Raw genomic sequence first — 21,568 nt, forward strand, 5'->3', positions numbered from 1 at the left:
CAAGATGAATGATATGAAATAATGAAGCTTTGTTGTTCAGGGCAATAGGCGCCTGCATGGTCTAATAAGCTGCATCCATGCAGCGATGATGGTTAAATAAATAACACCGTAGTAGGTTGTTTTAAATAGGTAAAATATTCAGATGATTAGTGATCTTGGTATAATTATCGATATCTTAAGGAGTAACTAGGGAAGCTTACCATGCCCTTATTTAGAACATAAAAAAAGGCCTATAAAGGCCTTTTAAAATTTACATACTATAGACTAACAATCGTCATCTTTAGCATCTGCACCTTCTTTTGTCTTTTCACAGGCATCTTCAATGGCGTTATATGCATCTTTTTTCATTTCGCCAAATTTATTGCTGACACTTTCTTTCATTTCGTTGACTTTTTCGCCAGCGTCTTGCTTCATTTCCTCTACTTTTTCGCCTGCATTTTCCATAGCTTTGCCTGCGTCATTTTTCATTTCATTTACTTTTTCGCCCGCAGCGTCGATAGCCTTGCCAGCATCTTCTTTCATTTCATTTACTTTATCACCCGCACCTTTAGTCATTTTTCCAGCATCTTTAACGGCTTCTTCTACTTTTTTACCCGCTTCTTCTGCCTCTTTATCGCTACAAGCTGTTAAGCCAAACATGGCAACAAAGATAATAAGTGAAGTTGATATTTTTTTTATAAAAGTCATAAATTTTCCCTAAATTTTTGGTGATTTACCACGAACTGCATTGGCGATTAATGAGATAACCAACAACACAACGAAGATAAAAAAGATAGTTTGTGCAATACCAGCGGCTGTACCTGCGATACCACTAAAACCAAATATCGCCGCAACAATCGCAACAACTAAAAAAGTAAGTGCCCAGTTTAACATAATATATTCCTCAGTTGCTTGAATTAAAAACTGCCACTGACTTAATGCTCACATACCAACAACAACTTAATTCACTGATAATTAATGGTTATCTTTCATTCTACATGTAATTTGATAACACTAATTTGAAGCTAAGTGAAAGTTTACAGACTAAGTCGGTATAACGTTCAACGGAAGTTAATATATTTTTATCTTAGCCTATAACTAATACCAATCCCATTAAGTTATTGCTCACTTGTACTAGTTAAAATAGCTCAAGGCTGTGTTGCTCTCAATCCCAATAGCCAGCTATTGCTCAATCGAGCGCCTTACCTTGAATTATTTTTCCTGCGCACAACAAGATCACAAACTTAATGGAACTGGTATAAGATCTCTTAATAATAGCTAAGTTTTTATAAAACGTGCTTATTTACAGACTAAATGAGATAAATTTAAGCAAGAATAAACCAAACAGTTGTTACTATGACTTTATGCTGATTGCTCTGGCTTTATTAGCTATCACCTTTGCTGGTGAACTTTATCTTTTTATAGCCAATTTGATTAATTAAATGATCACCTTTTTCATGAGGAAAAGTGGGTAAATATAAGGCATAAAATTCAGTAAGTAGTTATTCTACTTATAAATTTTATAACACTGTAGTTATTCATATTAACCATTAAAAATGAGCAGGTAATTAATCAACTTGGTATTATACCAATCCCATTAAGTTATTGCTCACTTGTACTCGTTAAAATAGCTCAAGGCTGTGTTGCTCTCACTCCCAATAGCCAGCTATTGCTCAATCGAGCGCCTTACCTTGAGTTATTTTTCCTGCGCACAACAAGATCACAAACTTAATGGAACTGGTATTACTGCCGTTTTCAAGACAAATCCACACAGTAGCTTGATTATTCTGATATCTAAAAAAGGCATGGCAATGATGAATTGTGGTTAATGAGCTTATAAATTCAGTGCTACTAAAGATAAAAGACGTTGTTATTTTTTAGACATAAAAAATCCGAAATCAATCACTTGATTTCGGATTTTCGACTGACTAAAATATTTGTCTCTCAGTAAAGTTATGCTTAAATAATTTACAAGTTAACTTTACCCAAGACTACATCCAGTAAGAGTAACTTAAAACTTATAAGTTGCTTTTACGTAGTAGAAACCACCATTAAAACCAAATGGTGAGGTTTCATAGTATTTACCACCAAGAAGGTTATTCGGTGTATCAGGACCAAAATCTAATGCTTCTGCGTCTTGGTCAAGTAGGTTTTGAGCACCAACACTTACTTTAAAGTCATCCATTATATGGTAGCTAACTTCAAGATCAACAGTTACAGCAGCATCTGCATCTTTACTTAATCCGCTAGAGTCAGCATGAACACCTTGATATTGACCGTAGTAGTTTACACGCGTAAACATGCTAACTTCGTCCCAGCTTTGTGACCAAGTAAAGGTTGCACGATGGTTTGGTAAATCATTTTCTAAACGAGATACTTTAAAGTCACCAGTAACGGCAGAAAATCTATCAACTGTTGTTTCATTCCAGTTATAAGCAAGACCAAAAGTAGTATCACCATTTAACAATGAAGTAGAATAGTTAGCAACAAAGTCAACACCTTGAGTTGTGGTATCAAAATCATTAGTAAAGAAACTTACCTGTTGAATTGAATCTACGTTTGGTACGCCATCCGCTTTTAATTTCACTTTATCTTCAGAAGTTAAATTAACTTTAGCAGACTGAGAAACACGATCAGTAACTTCAATATTGTAATAATCAAGTGTGAAATGAATACCTTCTATTTCCCAAACCGCACCCAATGAAACACTTTCTGATTCTTCAGGTGACAATTCAGTTGCACCCAACTGCTGAGCTACAGGGTTAGACGCCGCTAATAACGCAGAATCAACTAGTATGCCGTCATCAAGCGAGGTTTGTACATTTGAGTAGTTAGCCTGACCAACCGTTGGCGCACGGAAGCCTGAACTTACTGAGCCACGTAATGAAAAGTCATCTGTCACGTTGTATTGTGCGGTCACTTTATAATTCGTGGTGTTACCAAAAGTACTGTAATCTTCAAAACGTAGGGCATAGCCCATCAAAAAGTTTTCAGTGTATTGTGCTTCAACATCAAGATAAAGCGCATAGTTTTGACGAGAAAATGAACCCGCTGAAGAGGGTTTAAAACCAGGAAAACCATTTGAACCAATGCTAAAACCTTGGTCTGTATATGGGCCTGCAGTAAACGACTCAGTATCACCTGCGGTTACTTCAAAAGTTTCTTGATGATATTCATAACCACCAGCAATAATTAATGGTAATTCCAAGCCCACTTCAAGTTCTTTCACTAAGTCAACGTTAAAGAATTTTTCAAGTTGAACATGGCTACCTGGATTAAAATCACGCGGTGTTTCTGGGCCTAATGACGCATTTAAAGTGTTATAGATAACGTAACTTGATTCGTTACGACCTACCGAACCACTAACATCATACGACAAAGTATCGTCTATCTGACCACGAGTTCCCATCGTTAGTGAAGTATCAACGATGTTGCCACCAAAGTTAGGTGTAAATCCACCTGGTGCTAGTTCATTGAAGGCAAAACAATTATCATTATTTGCGACATTGGCAATGTAATCCGGCTGAGTTAGTACGTTACCGGTAGTAACGGCTACTGGTTGACAAGTTCTCTCAGCTCCCTGAGTTTGTGCAAGATCGCCAATCAGTAATGAAGCACCGTCGTCATTAGAGTAGACACCACCACGGTTATGAGGATTACGATAATAGAAACCACCACGAACATCACGTTCAGAGAAGTTACCAAACATATAAATTTCACGGTCATTACCAATATCTAAACCGAAATTACCAAAAATAGTGATATCATCATTAACTTCTGGAGAGCCCCAAACTTGGGTTAGCGCTTCAACGTCTGTGTTACCTGCATCAATAAAACCTTGAGCATCAGGACGTTGTTCACTTCGACTAGTCGCGTCAGCATTTTTATATTGAAAACTAATGTTAGCAAAGCCATCATCAGTCAATGCCATACCAATATTACCAGACACTTCAGTGCTATCGCCATCACCTTCATAATATGAACCATGACGTACAGTTAATGAACCACCATCTGCATCATCCTTTAAGACAAAGTTCATGACACCGGCGATAGCATCTGAGCCGTATTGTGCTGCTGCGCCGTCACGTAAAACTTCAACTTGTTTTAGGGCAGAACTTGGAATAACTGAAATATCAGGGCCTTGAGCACCATCATTAATACCACCGCCTAACAAGGCAATAACAGAGGCACGATGACGACGTTTACCATTGACCAGTATTAAAGTACTGTCTGATGAAAGACCACGAAGGTTAGCGGGTTTAACTAAACTGGCAGCATCTGAAATTGGATTACTCTGTACGTTAAACGAAGGTACAGTGCCTTTTAACAATTCAAGCATATCGGTGTTACCCGATCTTTCTAGCTCTTCTGAGCCAATTAAATCGATAGGTACTGGTGAGTCGTCAACTGAGCGTGGTGCACCACGAGAACCGACAACAGCGATACGTTCAATGTTTTCTTTTTTGACTTTATCTGCATCATTTTCAGCAGCGAATGATGGCGCAGTACCTAAAGCGATATTTACCGCTAAAGCTAAGGTGGCTATTTTAAATGTTGATGACATGTTGATTCCTCTAGTATTTTATTATGTATTTTTATAATTATATTTTTATGTGTTTTTTTGTTCTTATTTTCTATTTATTGTTTTCTACTTTTGTTTTTCTTCACTCCCCATTTTCGTAAAATAAATTATTAATTTTGGGCACAAAAAAACCATCAAGAGCGCTTCCAACCTATCGTCCCTGGATGCGCTACTAATGGTTTACAGTCTTGACTAAGACTATTTTTTCTTTTTTAATGCCGTTGGTCGTAAAGATAGCACAACTCATCGCATAAGTTCACTTTATTTATGCGGCTAATTTCATCCATCAGAAAGTCTTTTTTTGGTGTTGTTTTTTAGCACTATATCACTCAAGATAACTATTAAAATTTACAGTAACTTACGCATCTAACTAACCCTTACAACATGTTTATAACCCACCGTTAGAGCGAATTAACACCTGGATTATTGGCTGCTAAAATAAACTTATTAATCATTATCAAAATTAGCATAGCTTTTGCTGGCATAGAAAAATCAACAACAAAAAATCTACACAGCAGATAAAATAGCTTAATAAATAATCAACACAGGTTTCAACTACTTCGAAATAAAAACCAATCATGCCAGCCTGCGGCACATACCGATAGAAAGCCATATCACCCTAGCAAAACAGCGCTAAAGTGTTCTCATAGTAATTCAAAAAAGCCAGCAAACACCAGAAAAAACCAGAAAGCTGTCTAGCTGGGGTTAATATTTACAAGGTTTTATTTGGCATGGGGTGATCACTAGCGATGGCGGCGGATAGCATATCCTAATACTAATATTTCATTACACTGAATGAATAAATTGGTTAATGAGCTGCATATTTGTCAGCGAATATGACTGCATTATTTATCTTATACCAATCCCATTAAGTTATTGCTCACTTGTACTAGTTAAAATAGCTCAAGGCTGTGTTGCTCTCACTCCCAATAGCCAACTATTGCTCAATCGAGCGCCTTACCTTGAATTATTTTTCCTGCGCACAACAAGATCACAAACTTAATGGAACTGGTATTATAGTAGAAACATTCATCATGCTTATTGGTTGGTTTTTTTGACTGACTAAATCCCAGCAACAAAAAAAGCAGCCTAAAATTAAGGCTGCTTTAAAATTTTCTAAGCTGTTGGTTAGTTTACAAGGCTAAATAACCGCCGCAATTTGTCAGCTTTTGACATCAAATTATTCAACCGTTACCGACTTGGCCAAATTACGCGGTTGGTCAACATCGGTACCTTTGATGATGGCAACATAGTACGACAGTAACTGTAACGGCAAGGTGTAAACAATAGGGGCAATTAAGTCATCACATACTGGCACATTGATCACTTTCATGGTGTCATCGCTGCTAAAGTTAGCGTTTGAGTCAGCAAATACGTACATTAAACCACCCCGAGCACGTACTTCTTCAACATTAGATTTTAACTTTTCAATTAAATCGTTTTGAGGTGCTACAACAATAACTGGCATTTCTGCGTCAATTAACGCTAGTGGCCCATGTTTAAGTTCACCAGCCGCGTAAGCTTCAGCGTGAATGTATGAAATTTCTTTCAGCTTTAATGCCCCTTCCATCGCGATAGGATACTGGTCACCACGTCCTAAGAATAACGCATGATGCTTGTCAGCAAAATCTTCTGCTAAGTCTTCAATTGAGCTCGCAAGCGCTAACACTTCTTCTAATTTACTCGGTAAGGTCATTAATGATTGTGCAATTTCGGTTTGCTTTTCTTTTGACATACCGTGATGCTGACCAATCGCTAAGGTCATCATTAATAAGCCCACCAGTTGGGTGGTAAAAGCTTTAGTTGAAGCAACGCCTATTTCAGCACCGGCTTTAGTCATAAAAGCTAAATCAGATTCACGTACTAATGAAGAACCAGCAACATTACATATGGTTAAACTAGCGCGATAACCTATCTGTTTAGCTAAACGCAAGGCGGCTAAGGTATCAGCAGTTTCGCCTGACTGTGAAATAGTCACTAACAAAGCATTTTTAGGTACATGTGATTGGCGATATCTAAATTCACTGGCAATTTCGATATTACATGACACGCCAGCTAGCGCTTCTAACCAATAGCGTGCCACCATACCTGAATGGTAACTAGTACCACAGGCAATAATTTGTACATGTTCGATTTCTTGAAAAATATCATCAGCACCTTCTCCAAAAGTGTTGATATCTAAAACATTAGCCAACAAGCGACCTTCTAAAGTATTACGAATAGCGGTAGGTTGCTCGAAGGTTTCTTTTAGCATGTAGTGACGGTATTCACCTTTGTCGCCGGTATCATGGCTAACTTCAGATTCTTTCGCTTCGCGCTTGACGGGTTTACCGTCAGTATCAAAAACATTCACTTCAAAACGGGTAACTTCAGCAACATCACCTTCTTCTAAGAATGAAAATTTACGCGTCACCGGCAATAGTGCCAACATATCTGAGGCGATAAAGTTTTCACCGACACCATAGCCAATCACTAATGGGCTGCCAGAACGTGCAACCACCACACGGTCTTTATCACGGGTATCAAGCACAACAGTGCCATAAGCCCCTTCTAGTTGTTTGACGGTCGCTTGAACCGCGCTTAATAAACTATTGCCTGATTTTAATTCATGATGCACTAAGTGAGCGATAACTTCAGTGTCTGTTTCAGAGGTAAAGCTATAGCCTAAAGCTTGTAAACGTGTGCGTAAGGCATCATGGTTTTCAATAATGCCATTGTGCACAACCGCGATGGTTTCTGACGATATATGCGGATGAGCATTAGCTTCACTCGGCGCGCCATGTGTTGCCCAACGTGTATGCGCAATACCGGTGCCACCCGCTATTGGATTAGCTTGCAATGCATCAGCAAGTTCTTGCACCTTACCTAGGCGACGGGCGCGCTGAAGTTGGTTATTATTATCAACAATTGCAACACCAGCAGAGTCATAACCACGATATTCTAATCGCTTTAAACCTTCTACTAAGATGTCTGCTACATCACGCTGTGCGACAGCACCAACAATTCCACACATATTCTCTATCCTTTTTTAACTTGCGATAACAAGGTTAACGCCTTGTTTAATAATTTCACTTCGCACGTTTTCAGGCATGTCTGCATCTGTGATCAACGTGTGAATTTTACCCCAGGGTAATTCTAAATTAGGTATTTTTCGATTAAGTTTTTCTGAATCTAGCATTACGATGACTTCACGAGACACTTCAGCCATAACTCGGCTTAAACCTAGCAGTTCATTAAACGTTGTTGTACCGCGTGCTAAATCAATGCCATCGGCACCAATAAATAGCTGATCAAAGTCATAAGAGCGTAAAACACTTTCTGCCACTTGCCCTTGAAATGATTCCGAATGCGGGTCCCAAGTACCACCGGTCATCAATAATGTTGGTTCATTTTCTAGTGCGTGTAGATCAGAAGCTATGGCAAGTGAGTTAGTCATTACCACTAGGCCTTGTTTGACATTCAACTCACGCACTAAAGCTGATGTTGTACTACCACTGTCTAAAATAATACGATTATGGTCGCGAATCAGTGATGCTGCTTTTTTTGCGATCATTATCTTTCGTTTCGAAACTTTATCTGTTTTCGGCGCGATAATTTCATGAGGTAAAGGCACTGCGCCACCATATCTGCGCAGTAGTAAACCACTATTTTCTAGTACCGCCAGGTCCTTACGGATAGTAACTTCTGAGGTATCAAACATTTTTGCCAGCCTATCAACACTTACTTCACCTAGGTTGCTTAGCTCGGCAATAATGGTGTGTCGACGTTGCTGAGTATTTCGTTTTGACATTGCTTTCGTTTTACTCTTAAAAAGTTTCGGTTTAAAACTTAGCTATTAAAACAAAAGCTGAAAATAAAAACAATATTTATCTAAAGATCGGTCACCAATTTACTTAAATATTGATTAAATTTAATGTGCTTTTTAGTCTAAATAGCAGATTTTGATATTATTGTCTGTTTACAGTTAATTTATTGATAATACCCGTTTGATAAATTAAGTGAGCTATTTTATACGCAGAAAAACAGCCAAAGATGAGGTTTTATTTAATAACTAGTTATTCTAATTATTAAATAACAAAATTATTGCTTATTTAAACCTGTAAAGGTAAGTAAAAAATGAGTGAGATTAGTATAAATTAACAAAAAAAATAAAATGCGCTCATGTTTACACGAGTGCATTTATATCGTCATAAATTTTAATAAGATTATAACCCGTATATTAAGTTATTTTTTGCTCGGGCGTTTCCAACCAGCAATATTTCGCTGTTTACCGCGCGCCACACTCAAGTCATGATCATCAACATTTTTAACAATAACCGAACCGGCGCCTGTTGTTGCCATTTCACCAATCGTAAGCGGTGCCACTAACGAAGCATTTGAGCCTATAAATGCGCCAGCGCCAATAACCGTTTTAGCTTTATTCACACCGTCATAGTTACAAGTAATGGTGCCGGCACCAATATTAGCGTTGGCGCCTATTTCAGCATCACCTAAATAACTTAAGTGACCCGCTTTTGCACCTGTACCTAAGGTCGTTTTTTTCATTTCAACAAAGTTACCGACATGCGCATCACGCTTTAATTCTGTGCCTGGACGAATACGTGCAAATGGCCCTACTGAGGCTAACTCACCAATAATGGCGCCTTCAATCATCGTATTAGGCTTAATTTCAGCGCCCCGACCGATAGTGCAGTTTTTCAAAATACAATTGGCGCCAATGATGGCGTTGTCGGCAATATCGACATTGCCTTCAAAAATACAGTTAATATCAATCACCACTTCTTGGCCAACGCTAACATGACCACGAATATCAATACGGTTAGGGTCACGTAAACTTGCCCCAGCGATCATCAATTCTTCTGCTTTTCTTATTTGATAAGCGCGCTCTAAACCGGCAAGTTGCAAACGGTTGTTGGCACCTTCTACTTCAATTTCACTGTCAGGGTGAGCGGTGGCAATAAGCTTACCTTCGTGATGACAAGCGGCAATAATGTCCGTTAAGTAATATTCACCTTGGGCGTTATCGCTTGATAAATTCGCTAACCAGCGTTTTAAATCACCGCCATTAGCCAATAAAATACCCGTATTAGCTTCATTCACTAATAGTTGCTCAGCAGTGGCATCTTTTTGTTCAATTATGCCAACCACTGTGCCTGAGCTATCGCGCATAATACGACCATAGCCGGCTGGGTTAGCTAAATGCACGGTTAATAATGCCATGCCATTGTCAGGTTTAGCGGCAATTAAACGCTGTAATGTGCTCACCTTGGTTAAAGGTACATCACCATAAAGTACTAATACGTTTTCATCATCTGATAAAAATGGCGCTGCCATATCAACAGCATGACCTGTGCCTAATTGCTCCTTTTGTTCGACAAAGGTTAAGTCATCACCGGTGACTTTGGCTTTAAGCACATCACCACCAAAACCATAAACTAAGTAAATATTTTCGCCATCAACTTGACGTGCCGCGTCAATCACATGAGAAACCATTGGCTTTTCAGCAACAGGATGAAGAACTTTAGGTAAAGCAGAGCGCATGCGAGTGCCTTTACCCGCCGCTAAGATAACAACAGAGAGAGCCATAATTTTTCCGATTATTTTTATAAAGTTACATAATTCAAGTTGTCATTAAACATAAACTGATTAACTTGGCATTAACGTATGCAGGCATTGTAACGTTAAATTAAATGCTTCTCTATTAAAATCAAATTAACCATTTAATCTGCAGAATTTTTTTCTTCCTGACAAGAAAAAATCTTAGCGGGTATATCGCACCTGACTAGCGTTTGGGTATATACTGTATACAACAAATACACGCTAAATACCCCACTTTTATTTCACTAGGATCCCGTATAAATGACCCCCATTGCTGAGCAAATAGCCAAAGAAATTGATGTAAAAACCAGCCAAATAAATGCTGCTATAAACTTATTAGATGAAGGTGCAACGGTTCCTTTTATTGCTCGTTATAGAAAAGAAGTCACCCAAGGGCTTGATGACAACCATTTGCGCCACCTAGCACAACGCTTAGTTTATTTGCGAGATTTAGCCGATCGTCGAAAAGTTATTATCAGCAATATTGAACAGCAAGGTAAATTAAGCCCTGCGTTAGCCACAGAACTCAATAATGCCGACAATAAAACCCGTTTAGAAGATCTTTATTTACCCTTTAAACCAAAAAGAATAACTAAAGGGCAAATTGCCATTACTGCCGGCTTAGCGCCGTTGGCCAATAATATTTATAATAATTGGCAACTCGACCCTGAGCAAGAAGCAAAAGCTTTTATCAATAAAGAGCAAGGTTTTAGTGATATAAACTCAGTGCTTGAAGGCGCTCATTATATTCTGGTTGAGCGCTTTGCTGAAGACGCCAATTTAATCCAAAAATTACGCCGTCACTTACTTAAGCAAGCTCACTTGTGTAGTAAATTGCTCAAAGGCAAAGATAAAGAAGCCGCTAAATATCGTGATTACTTTCAACATTCTGAATTATTAAAGTCGGTACCGTCACACCGCATGCTTGCTATGTTGCGCGGTCGTAACGAAAAGCTATTATCATTAAATATTGATGCTGATCCCGGCCAAGAAGGCGAATTTTCAAGTGCACAACAGCTTATTACCGAACATTTTAATTTACGCTTAACCGGACAAGCCGCGGCCACGTTTTTAACTAAAGTAGTTCAAACAACGTGGAAAACAAAACTCAGCAAAAGCTTAGAAACTGAATTATTAGGGCAATTACGTGAACAAGCAGAAGTAGAAGCTATCAAGGTTTTTTCTCGTAATTTAAACGACTTAATGATGGCAGCGCCTGCAGGACCAAAAACAACCTTAGGTTTAGATCCCGGTCTTAGAACTGGCTGTAAGTTAGCCATTGTTGACGCCACGGGTAAATTATTACAAACGGCGACTATATTTCCGCATGCGCCACAAAATCATTGGGATAAATCAGTACGTACCTTAGTTAATTTATGCCAGCAACATAAAGTAGAATTAGTCGCGATAGGCAACGGCACCGCTTCACGCGAAAGTGACCAACTTATTGCTGATGTTATTGCTAAATTAGACACTAATAAACCGACAAAAGTGATTGTTAGTGAAGCTGGCGCATCAGTCTATTCAGCATCGGAATTTGCCGCGAAAGAATTTCCTGATTTAGACGTGTCAATTCGTGGTGCGGTATCAATTGCACGTCGCTTACAAGATCCACTCGCAGAGCTGGTTAAAATAGACCCAAAAGCGATTGGCGTTGGGCAATATCAACATGATGTTAGCCAAAGCCAACTCAGCCAAACCTTAGACAATGTTATCGAAGATTGTGTCAACGCGGTTGGGGTTGACTTAAACAGCGCTTCTGCCGCTCTGTTATCACGGGTTTCAGGGTTAAACAAAACCATGGCAAATAATGTCGTGAGCTTTCGTGATGAACACGGCCGATTTAACAATCGAAATGAATTAAAAAAGGTCGCACGCTTAGGGCCAAAAGCCTTTGAACAAGCCGCAGGGTTCTTGCGAATAAGTCAGGGTAATAACCCGCTAGACTATTCAGGTGTTCATCCTGAAACTTACCGCTTAGTTGAAGAAATTTTACAACAACTCGACACTGATATTAGTGATGTGATCGGTAATAAATCAGCGCTAGAAAAAATTAATATTGCAACCTTAACTAGTGATGCTTTTGGTTTGCTAACCATTAAAGACATTATTAGCGAGTTAGAAAAACCGGGCCGTGATCCTCGCCCAGAGTTTAAAACCGCAACCTTTCAAGCTGGTGTTAACACCATTAATGACCTTAAAGTCGGCATGATACTCGAAGGGGTTATTTCTAACGTGGCGAATTTTGGCGCTTTTGTTGATGTCGGTGTGCATCAAGACGGTTTAGTGCATATTTCTTCACTGACCGATAAATTTGTCAGTGATCCACATGAAGTTGTCAAAGCCGGTGAAGTGGTCAAAGTTAAAGTGACGGAGGTTGACCCACAACGTAAACGTATCAGTTTAACCATGCGCTTAGATGAAGTGATAGCAGCAGTTAAAAATCAGTCCACAGAACAGTCTAAGAAAACGCAGCCGAATGACAAAAATACTAAACAGCCACAACAGAACAGACATAAAGCAAAAACACAGCAACCAAAAGCCACCAATAATGCCGCTATGGGGAATGCCTTTGCTGACGCTTTTGCCAACCTAAAAAAATAACTATTACTTAGTTATTAATTGTCAGCTATAAGTTAAAAGCGAGATGTTAGAAACGACCCTATAAGATGACCGTTCATCAATGTGAAATCCATACATGTAAGCTATTAGAGTAATGCAGGAGCAATTACCGAGATGGCGATGAACGGCCTGAACATAAAAAAGGGGAAGCAAAGAGCTTCCCCAAAATAACCTCGGTTGGGAGGTTAACTAACGCAAGATGTTAAACTAAAGCACGTATTTAGCTGTAAATTGTGCGTAATCTGAATCAGCATTTTGATCTACTGATTCAAAGTTACCTACTTCAAAACCAAACGAAAGCTCTTTGGTATAACTTTTAAAGATATTAACGCCCCAATGTCTTCTATCAGCATCAGCAACGTCTGTTGTTGTTTTACCGTAAAATGCGGTACTGCGAATATCATCACTCCAAAAATGGCGATAAGCAACCATATACGAGGTTGATTCTTCTACTTCTTCGCCGACTAAATCACGTGCCGCTACTACACCAACATAACGTCCAGTTTCACCACCGTGCACTTGAAAACGAAAATCATCTTTACCAAACGTGTTTATTTTACCCGAAATACCGTAACCAATTGCTGTTTCTGTATCACTAACTATACCAGTTACAGCTGCTACAGATGGTTTAATTGTCATAAGCTCACCAGTTATAGCATCTGTAACTGTTACTGCTGGGGTAAAGGCTACAGGAGTTACAGTCGCGGTATTTAATTGACGAGCTAAACCCGCAACAGAAACGTTACCCCAATCACCATTAAAGGTATATTTAACCACAACGTCAGGCATAGAATCTTGACTCGAGTCACCTTTGTCAGATTCAGGGTTTTCTAAAGCGACTTGAAAGTTACCTTGGGTATAACGCACTTGCCCTTGTCTAATAAAGGCTACAGCGTTAAGCGGACCAGCAAAATCAACGGCGTCAACTAAAGAGCTGGTATTCATAAATGTTGACCATGTTTGACCAACCAAAATGTTTTTATATTTGATAAAGGCGTGGCGTAATCTTGGGTTTGCCGAGTTTGAAACAATTTCATTACCACCGCCGCCATGAAAATCTAACTCAATAAAGCCAGTTACATCACCATGCACATATTTAGTATTAAAACGCGACTCTGTTGCACGAAGGCTAGTGCGAGAAATATCGCCAACGTTACCTGCACCAGCCCAATAATCATTAGTAATACTGTTAATATTACCGTCAACATAACGTGCATCTAACTTGATATAACCACCAAAGGTAATGGTGTCTTCATCTGACAATTTAATTTCATAACCAGCTGTTGCGCTGCCAGCCATGGCTAAAAGGCCTGTTGCTAATAAAAGCTTTTTCTTATTAAACATTTTACTTTCCCCGTGTGTTATTAACCTAAGAGCAACAATATTTATGCTCTGGTGGTGTTGTTATCGTTTTAGTATCGCTTTAGTTTTTGATAGCGTATTTTTATAAAAAGTAGAAACCGTTATCGTTATTTTTATAATTTTTTATGCTGCATGCTTCATAGCTATGTTTTGAGATTTTAATATTTTTCTAGAAACATTTTTATTTTCAGTGTTCGGCAATTGATCAACAAATTTGATGATCTCAGCCTGAGCAAATTCCCCCAAACAACCAGCAAGCTTTGCATTTATAGTATTTGATAATGTTGACCATTCAGTAGCCGGGTTATTTAACTCAACATAGACATGAAGCGCGTTGCCTTTTTTTTCGTGAGGCACACCAAATACAACAACCTGATTAACACCTGTTAATTGCTCAATAAATGTTTCTATTGTTTGGTGAGCAACACGATAGCTACTGACCTTATCAGCAGATGTAGCTTGTGAAACTAACCAGATATAATCTTGCTCACGAGCTAGTACGGTATCTTCATCGACAAAATTTTTGTCCATAAAATAAAACCATTCACCATGACTCGACTGCAACCAAGACAATTGTATTTGTTGACCACTCTGATTAGGCATATCACTCTCTATTGCATCACTTTGATCGAATTTTAATCAAAACTATTTATGATGTTAGTAACAGTAGAGAGTCAGCGTTAATTTATAAATTAGACCTAAGTCTAAAATTGACAAAAAATAGCCTAGACTTTAGTCTACATAGAGTAAAAATCAATGAATTAACCGCGAGTCAGTGGTTAGTTATCGCAATCAATATTCACCTGGTCGATAATGTCTACAGTACCGTTATATGAAATGATAAGATTTTGAAAATACTATTTTTATAACTAATAAACTCAAGGTTCTTCATGGTTTCAAAAATAAAATGTATATCATCAAGCACAATTTTAGCCTGCTTGGCTTTTAATGTTAATGCTGAATCACTCAGTATTGAAAAGTACCAACAAGCTGAACGTCAACTGGGCAAGCATACCGAAAAATTAGTTATTGGAACAGTAGAGCATCCAAACTGGACTGAAAACAATAAGCTGACTTATAGCAGCCAAACCCAGCATGGTAAGCAGTTTTTTATCTTCGATCCAGTAACAAAAGAAAAGCAATTGGCGTTTGATCATCAAAAAATTAGCCACGCATTAACCCAGCTTACTGCACAAGAAATAAAGCCAAAAAAACTACCTTTTAATCGCTTTAATTTCACCGGTGATAAGCTAATTTCGCTAACCGTTGAGGGTAAGTCGTACCAATGTAATATTGAAAGTTACTTATGTCAGCTAAATAAAGTCGCCATTAAGGATAATGAGTTAGTTTCACCAAATAACAAGCTAGCCGTTTATATTAAACAACACAACTTATGGCTACGTAACCTTAGTGATAATAGCGAAAAACAATTAACCACTGATGGCTTAAAAAACTTTGCTTACGCCACCAACAATGCAGGTTGGGTTCGTGGTGACAAGCCAGTAGTTAAGTGGTCACCCGACTCGAAAAAATTAACCACCTTTAAACATGATAGTCGAAACGTTGGTGAAATGGGCATAGTGTCTACCGCCGTTGGCCACCCAACCATCGATGTTTGGAAATATCCATTACCGGGAGATAAAAATATCTTCAAAATTCACCGGGTGATGATTGACGTTGAACAAGCGAATGTAGTGGTGCTAGATATGCCGGCAGATGCTCACAGATCAACCATAACAGACCATGTTGCCGGTCGTGATGGTAGTTTGTTAGACATTGACTGGTCGAGCGATAGCAGCCATTTTGCATTTGTCTCGTCAACACGCGATCACAAAACGGCAACGTTAAAAATAGCCGATGCTAATAGCGGTAAAGTACGTACGGTATTAACTGAAACTGCCAATAGCTTTTTCGAGTCAGGTGTTGGTGGCATTAGTTGGCAATACCTTGATCAAAGTAATGAATTTATTTGGTTTTCGCAGCGCTCAAACTGGGGACATTTGTATTTAGTAGATGCGATGACCGGTAACATTAAAAATCGAATAACCCACGGCGATTGGACCGTATTAGAATTACTCAATGTTGATCAAGAAACCGGGAAATTAATTTTTTCTGGCGCAGGTAAAGAAGGTGGTGATCCCTATTTTCATTACCTTTACAGCATTAACAAAAATGGTTCAAATTTAACCTTATTAAGCCCTGAGCAAAAGCATCACCGCATTACCTTGAGCAAAAATGCTGAATATTTTTTAGACCGAGTTTCAACACCAAACCAAGCAGAAACCAGCTTTATTCGCAGTACCAGCAGTAAATCAGGTTTTATCGTTGAACAAATGGATATTACTAAACTTACCGATACCGGTTGGCAAGCACCGACACCCTTTATTGTCAAAGACCGTAATAACGAACATGACATCTATGGACTTATGTATAAGCCTAGTGATTTTGACGTCAGCAAATCTTACCCTGTGGTGAATTACTTATACCCAGGTCCACAAGTAGGCAGTATTCGTGGGCGTCATTTTAGAACGGCTAGAGGCGATAACCAAGCGATTGCTGAGCTTGGCTTTATTGTTATCGAAATTGACGCGTTAGGTACGCCTGGACGTTCAAAAAACTTCCATGATTTTTATTATCAAAACATGGGCGATAGTGGTATTCCCGATCAAGTTGCTGCCATTAAACAGTTAGCAAAAAAATACAACTGGATTGATAGCACACGCGTTGGTATTTGGGGCCATTCCGGTGGTGGTTTTGCCTCAACACGCGCCTTGTTAACTTATCCAGACTTTTATTCGGTTGCCGTTTCACAAGCAGGTAATCACGACAATAGAAACTATGCTGATGAATGGGGTGAAAAATATCATGGTATGTTAGTAGAAAATGAAGATGGCAGCACTAACTACGACAGCCAAGCAAACCAATTATTGGTTGAAAACCTAAAGGGCAAGCTACTCATTGCCCATGGAACAACTGACACTAATGTACCGCCATATAACAGCCTAATCGTCGTAGAAGCGTTAATTGCCGCTAATAAAGACTTTGACATGCTGATGCTACCAAACCGTGGTCATGGCTTTGCCAGAAAGCCGTATATGATGCGCAAACGCTGGGACTATTTTGTCCAACATTTAATGGGCTTAACGCCACCCAAAGAGTTTACGTTTAGCGAGTAACTTTATAAGCCCAATATAGCGGCATTGATAACAGCTGATATGGTAAGAATTTTTTTAGGCAACTATAAAATTTATAGCAAAAAAAGGGCACATAGCCCTTTTTTCAATTAACTTTTCTTATTACTGGCGAATACCTTCAATATGTAAAGTCAGGTCTACTTTGCCAAAGTCTTTTTTAAAGCCAAAATCTGCCATAGCGATAGTTGCGGTACCGCTAAAACCAGCACGATAGCCACCCCAAGGATCATCACCTTCACCCACTTTAACGGCGTCAATGGTTAATGGTTGAGTAACACCATGCATGGTAAAACTTCCTATTATAGCAAGTTTACCATCACCTTTATCTTCAACTTTACTGCTAGTAAATGTTGCTTGTGCATATTCACTCACATCTAAAAAGTCATCTGAACGCACATGCTTATCACGTTTAGCGTGGTTTGAATCAAAGCTTGAGGTGTCTACAATCACCTTGATTTTTGACGCAGAAACATTATCTTTGTCATAAGAGAAGTTACCTGAAAAGTCGTTAAATCGACCGGCAAGTACACTAAAACCTAGATGGCTTGCTGCAAAATTAATCGAGGCATGTGCCCCTTCAGTATCAATAACATAATCAGCCGCTAAAGCTGGTGTTAGTACACTCGAGGTTAATAGAGCGCTAGCAAGTAATATTTTTTTCATATAAGTTCCTTTAATTATTCGTCTTTGATTTTAGTCATACGTTTTAGCGTGACGTCTTGGTCAATAAAATGGTGTTTTAAGGCAGCTAATGCATGCAATAACGCGAAAACTATTATGCCGTATGCCACGTAATAATGTATCACACCTGTAATGTCTTCTTGGTTTTTTATCCCCAACACCCATGGTATAACGTTAAACCAGTCAAAAACAGCAATAGCTTTGTCATTGGCACTGGAGATCAAATAACCAGAAATCAAAACAGTAAACAGCGTGATATACAAAATAAATATCATTGAAGCAGAGGCTTTTTTCTCAAAGGTACTATGACTGGTTATTGCACCAGGAGAGCCGGCAATACGACGCCACAACAATCTAAATATAGTTACCATCAATAAAAGTATGCCAACACTTTCATGCCAATGTGGCGCTAATTGATACCATTTACTCGAATAGTTTAACTCCACCATCCAAAAACCTAAGGCAAATAACGAAAAAACCGTTAATGCCGAGAGCCAGTGTAATAATTTACTCAGCAAACCATATTGTTGCTGACTGTTTTTCCACGACACTTTATTGTAAATCATTTTTTTTCTTAATGATGAATGAGCTATTTAGTTTAGCTACTCATTAGCAAAAAACCTAGTTATTTAGACGCAATATAATGCCTTTAGTCGCAATTAACTTATTAAGTTTTAGTCTTTAATTAATGTAACAAACTCGAACAAATTATTGCGCTAGATTAAAATAGTTAGTAACTATACCCGCTCCACTTCAAGGTGCAGGTTTGTGCAAGTCGAGAAAGGGTTAGGTACCGGGCATGGATTGAAGAGAATAGTTATTCTTGGCAACTGCTCCTGCGTTGCTCTAATAACCCACATCCCTGTGGGAATATTGTCGAAATCCATAACGCCACAGATAACCCTTTATCGGCTTGCCCGTAAGGAGCTAAGCTAGAAAACCAGTCCTACTTGATAAGGGAATGATACCAAGTTGATTAATTACCTGCTCATTTTTAATGGTTAAAATGAATAACTACAGCGTTATAAAATTTATAAGGTGAATAACTACTTATACCAATCCCATTAAGTTATTGCTCACTTGTACTAGTTAAAATAGCTCAAGGCTGTGTTGCTCTCAATCCCAATAGCCAGCTATTGCTCAATCGAGCGCCTTACCTTGAATTATTTTTCCTGCGCACAACAAGATCACAAACTTAATGGAACTGGTATTACTAAACTTTATGCCTTGTATTTATCCATTTTTCCTCATGAAAAAGTAGATCACTTAATTAATCAAATTGGTATAACCATTATCTTCGTAGCGCGCCTTGATCTGATTTCCTAGCTTAGCTCTGAAACTACATCTTGAAGTGGAGCGGGTATATACCTCTATAGTGCTTTTTTCGTACAAATTCATTTTTTTAAAAATGTAGTACTAAAGTGCACTGCCAGTAGCGCTAGGCGATGCTTAAGTTTGCTATTATTTTTGTATTTAGACTGACAAACTTTGTCTTTGAGCAATAGGGTAGAGTTAAGATGATCGTGGGATTAGGTGGATTAAGCGGAGTAAATGCTTTTTCAACAAGAGTAGATGATAAAAAGCGACTATTTACCGGAGTAAAAGTCGCTTTTTTGTATCACTAAAACTTAATGTTAAAGGCCAGAGTTATTTCTTACTTGTTGCTTGGATAACCCGTAATTTCGCAACAGCACGAGCTAGTTCAGCTGCGGCTTCTGCGTAATCAACATCATTACCATGTTCATTCAAGTGTTTCTCTGCGCGCTCTTTAGCCTGTAATGCAGCTTGTTCATCTAAATCAGCGCCACGTATCGCGATATCCGCTAATACAGTAACGTTATTTGGTTGAACTTCTAGCATACCGCCAGAAAGGTAAATGATTTCTTCATCACCACCTTTTTTGACGATTCTTGCCATACCAGGTTTTAGTGAGGTCAGCAAAGGTGCGTGACCAGGCATAATGCCTAACTCACCTTCGCTACCTGTGATCTGTAATGATTCAATGCTACCGGAAAATAAACTTTCTTCAGCGCTAACAACATTCAGATTTACAGAAAGTAATGCCATGTGACCTCCTAATAGGTGACTAACTTATGTTAATCACCAGCCTTCATTACATGTTTTTAGCTTTTTCAGCTGCTTCTTCAATAGAACCAACCATGTAGAAAGCTTGCTCAGGTAAATCATCATACTCACCTGCAAGTAATCCTTTAAAGCCACTAATGGTGTCTTTAAGTGATACATACTTACCAGGAGAACCAGTGAATACCTCAGCAACAAAGAACGGTTGAGATAAGAAACGTTGAATCTTACGTGCACGATTCACTGATAATTTATCTTCCTCAGATAACTCATCCATACCTAAGATGGCGATGATATCTTTAAGTTCTTTGTAACGTTGTAATGTTGATTGAACACCACGGGCAGTTTCATAATGCTCAGCACCGACCACTAGTGGGTCAAGTTGACGAGAAGTAGAATCTAGTGGGTCAATTGCAGGGTAAATACCTTGCGAAGCAATATCACGACTCAATACAACTGTTGCATCTAAGTGAGCAAAAGTAGTAGCTGGAGAGGGATCCGTCAAATCATCTGCTGGTACGTATACCGCTTGGATTGAAGTGATTGAACCTTTCTTAGTTGAAGTAATACGCTCTTGCAACACACCCATTTCTTCAGCAAGTGTTGGTTGATAACCAACGGCTGACGGCATACGACCAAGTAGTGCAGATACTTCAGTACCAGCTAAGGTATAACGATAAATATTATCAACAAAGAATAATACGTCACGACCTTCATCACGAAATTTCTCAGCCATTGTCAAACCAGTAAAGGCAACACGTAAACGGTTTCCTGGAGGCTCGTTCATTTGACCGTAAACAAGTGATACTTTATCAAGTACATTTGAATCGTTCATTTCATGATAGAAATCGTTACCTTCACGAGTACGCTCACCTACACCAGCAAATACTGAGTAGCCGCTATGCTCAATCGCGATATTACGAATAAGTTCCATCATGTTAACGGTTTTACCAACACCAGCACCACCGAATAAACCTACTTTACCACCCTTAGCGAATGGACAAACTAAATCGATTACTTTGATACCGGTTTCAAGTAATTCATTCGACAACGCTTGATCAGCATAAGCTGGCGCTTGACGGTGAATTGACCATTTTTCTTCTTCGCCGATTGGGCCAGCTTCATCGATAGGCTCACCCAATACGTTCATAATGCGACCCAATGTACATACACCTACTGGTACTTGGATGTTATTACCTGTGTTTTCTACGTTCAGACCACGACGCAAACCATCTGATGAACCCATGGCGATAGTACGAACTACACCACCACCTAATTGCTGTTGTACTTCTAGTACTAAGCCTGAAAGGTCACCTTCAGTTACATTTAATGCGTCATATACCTGAGGTACAGCATCTTGTGGAAATTCTACATCCACAACTGCGCCAATGATTTGGACGACTTTACCTGTACTCATGTTTAATCCTCTAATCTAGTGCTCTTATTTACTAATAAAATAAACAAAGAA

14 protein-coding genes are annotated in these 21,568 nt (G+C 38.8%); 2 read left to right on the forward strand and 12 right to left on the reverse strand.

Going from position 1 to position 21,568, the window contains the following annotated elements:
* Positions 1 to 264 precede the first annotated feature (264 nt).
* The 6 genes from ESZ39_RS02605 to glmU form a co-directional block, all read right to left on the reverse strand.
* Positions 265 to 687: a hypothetical protein gene (locus ESZ39_RS02605; protein WP_146878237.1), complete on the reverse strand. Its 423-nt coding sequence runs from the start codon at positions 685 to 687 to the stop codon at positions 265 to 267.
* 9 nt (positions 688 to 696) lie between these two features.
* Positions 697 to 873, reverse strand: a complete 177-nt coding sequence (locus tag ESZ39_RS02610) for a DUF1328 domain-containing protein (protein ID WP_146878238.1) — start codon at positions 871 to 873, stop codon at positions 697 to 699.
* Between the two features lie 1,117 nt (positions 874 to 1,990).
* On the reverse strand, positions 1,991 to 4,543 hold the full coding sequence (locus tag ESZ39_RS02615; RefSeq protein WP_146878239.1) for a TonB-dependent receptor plug domain-containing protein: 2,553 nt from the start codon (positions 4,541 to 4,543) through the stop codon (positions 1,991 to 1,993).
* A 1,198-nt stretch (positions 4,544 to 5,741) separates the two neighbouring features.
* A complete protein-coding gene (gene glmS, locus ESZ39_RS02620) occupies positions 5,742 to 7,574 on the reverse strand; it encodes a glutamine--fructose-6-phosphate transaminase (isomerizing) (RefSeq protein WP_146878240.1) in 1,833 nt (610 codons plus the stop codon).
* A gap of 15 nt (positions 7,575 to 7,589) precedes the next feature.
* Positions 7,590 to 8,351 carry a DeoR/GlpR family DNA-binding transcription regulator gene (locus tag ESZ39_RS02625; protein WP_146878241.1) on the reverse strand — a complete coding sequence of 254 codons (762 nt, stop codon included), beginning with the start codon at positions 8,349 to 8,351 and terminating at the stop codon, positions 7,590 to 7,592.
* 434 nt (positions 8,352 to 8,785) lie between these two features.
* Positions 8,786 to 10,147, reverse strand: a complete 1,362-nt coding sequence (glmU, locus tag ESZ39_RS02630; RefSeq protein WP_146878242.1) for a bifunctional UDP-N-acetylglucosamine diphosphorylase/glucosamine-1-phosphate N-acetyltransferase GlmU — start codon at positions 10,145 to 10,147, stop codon at positions 8,786 to 8,788.
* Between the two features lie 273 nt (positions 10,148 to 10,420).
* On the opposite strand from glmU, the gene ESZ39_RS02635 reads away from it, so the two are divergent.
* Positions 10,421 to 12,763, forward strand: coding sequence for a Tex family protein (locus ESZ39_RS02635; RefSeq protein ID WP_146878243.1), 2,343 nt, complete (start codon positions 10,421 to 10,423; stop codon positions 12,761 to 12,763).
* Between the two features lie 225 nt (positions 12,764 to 12,988).
* Here ESZ39_RS02635 and ESZ39_RS02640 read toward each other — a convergent pair whose 3' ends face one another.
* Both ESZ39_RS02640 and ESZ39_RS02645 read right to left on the reverse strand, forming a co-directional pair.
* Positions 12,989 to 14,125, reverse strand: coding sequence for a DcaP family trimeric outer membrane transporter (locus ESZ39_RS02640; protein ID WP_146878244.1), 1,137 nt, complete (start codon positions 14,123 to 14,125; stop codon positions 12,989 to 12,991).
* Positions 14,126 to 14,266: 141 nt separating this feature from the next.
* A complete protein-coding gene (locus ESZ39_RS02645; RefSeq protein WP_146878245.1) occupies positions 14,267 to 14,746 on the reverse strand; it encodes an AMP-binding enzyme in 480 nt (159 codons plus the stop codon).
* A 287-nt stretch (positions 14,747 to 15,033) separates the two neighbouring features.
* Between ESZ39_RS02645 and ESZ39_RS02650 the strand changes: the two genes are divergently transcribed.
* Positions 15,034 to 17,319, forward strand: coding sequence for a S9 family peptidase (locus tag ESZ39_RS02650; RefSeq protein WP_146878246.1), 2,286 nt, complete (start codon positions 15,034 to 15,036; stop codon positions 17,317 to 17,319).
* A gap of 120 nt (positions 17,320 to 17,439) precedes the next feature.
* On the opposite strand, the gene ESZ39_RS02655 is transcribed toward ESZ39_RS02650, so the two are convergent.
* The 4 genes from ESZ39_RS02655 to atpD form a co-directional block, all read right to left on the reverse strand.
* On the reverse strand, positions 17,440 to 18,000 hold the full coding sequence (locus ESZ39_RS02655; protein WP_146878247.1) for a YceI family protein: 561 nt from the start codon (positions 17,998 to 18,000) through the stop codon (positions 17,440 to 17,442).
* 14 nt (positions 18,001 to 18,014) lie between these two features.
* A complete protein-coding gene (locus ESZ39_RS02660; protein WP_223270207.1) occupies positions 18,015 to 18,584 on the reverse strand; it encodes a cytochrome b in 570 nt (189 codons plus the stop codon).
* A gap of 1,081 nt (positions 18,585 to 19,665) precedes the next feature.
* Positions 19,666 to 20,085 (reverse strand): F0F1 ATP synthase subunit epsilon, encoded by a 420-nt coding sequence (locus tag ESZ39_RS02665; RefSeq protein WP_146878248.1) that lies wholly within the window; start codon positions 20,083 to 20,085, stop codon positions 19,666 to 19,668.
* 46 nt (positions 20,086 to 20,131) lie between these two features.
* Positions 20,132 to 21,517 (reverse strand): F0F1 ATP synthase subunit beta, encoded by a 1,386-nt coding sequence (gene atpD / locus ESZ39_RS02670; RefSeq protein ID WP_146878249.1) that lies wholly within the window; start codon positions 21,515 to 21,517, stop codon positions 20,132 to 20,134.
* Between the last annotated feature and the right edge of the window lie 51 nt (positions 21,518 to 21,568).

Origin of the sequence: Colwellia sp. C1TZA3 (assembly GCF_007954265.1) — a bacterium.
Lineage (GTDB): Bacteria > Pseudomonadota > Gammaproteobacteria > Enterobacterales > Alteromonadaceae > Cognaticolwellia.

Bases quoted from the DNA above. Each gene is read 5' to 3' on its own strand.
- ESZ39_RS02605 (WP_146878237.1), bottom strand. From the start codon at position 687: ATGACTTTTATAAAAAAAATATCAACTTCACTTATTATCTTTGTTGCC.
- ESZ39_RS02610 (WP_146878238.1), bottom strand. From the start codon at position 873: ATGTTAAACTGGGCACTTACTTTTTTAGTTGTTGCGATTGTTGCGGCG.
- ESZ39_RS02615 (WP_146878239.1), bottom strand. From the start codon at position 4,543: ATGTCATCAACATTTAAAATAGCCACCTTAGCTTTAGCGGTAAATATC.
- glmS (WP_146878240.1), bottom strand. From the start codon at position 7,574: ATGTGTGGAATTGTTGGTGCTGTCGCACAGCGTGATGTAGCAGACATC.
- ESZ39_RS02625 (WP_146878241.1), bottom strand. From the start codon at position 8,351: ATGTCAAAACGAAATACTCAGCAACGTCGACACACCATTATTGCCGAG.
- glmU (WP_146878242.1), bottom strand. From the start codon at position 10,147: ATGGCTCTCTCTGTTGTTATCTTAGCGGCGGGTAAAGGCACTCGCATG.
- ESZ39_RS02635 (WP_146878243.1), top strand. From the start codon at position 10,421: ATGACCCCCATTGCTGAGCAAATAGCCAAAGAAATTGATGTAAAAACC.
- ESZ39_RS02640 (WP_146878244.1), bottom strand. From the start codon at position 14,125: ATGTTTAATAAGAAAAAGCTTTTATTAGCAACAGGCCTTTTAGCCATG.
- ESZ39_RS02645 (WP_146878245.1), bottom strand. From the start codon at position 14,746: ATGCCTAATCAGAGTGGTCAACAAATACAATTGTCTTGGTTGCAGTCG.
- ESZ39_RS02650 (WP_146878246.1), top strand. From the start codon at position 15,034: ATGGTTTCAAAAATAAAATGTATATCATCAAGCACAATTTTAGCCTGC.
- ESZ39_RS02655 (WP_146878247.1), bottom strand. From the start codon at position 18,000: ATGAAAAAAATATTACTTGCTAGCGCTCTATTAACCTCGAGTGTACTA.
- ESZ39_RS02660 (WP_223270207.1), bottom strand. From the start codon at position 18,584: ATGATTTACAATAAAGTGTCGTGGAAAAACAGTCAGCAACAATATGGT.
- ESZ39_RS02665 (WP_146878248.1), bottom strand. From the start codon at position 20,085: ATGGCATTACTTTCTGTAAATCTGAATGTTGTTAGCGCTGAAGAAAGT.
- atpD (WP_146878249.1), bottom strand. From the start codon at position 21,517: ATGAGTACAGGTAAAGTCGTCCAAATCATTGGCGCAGTTGTGGATGTA.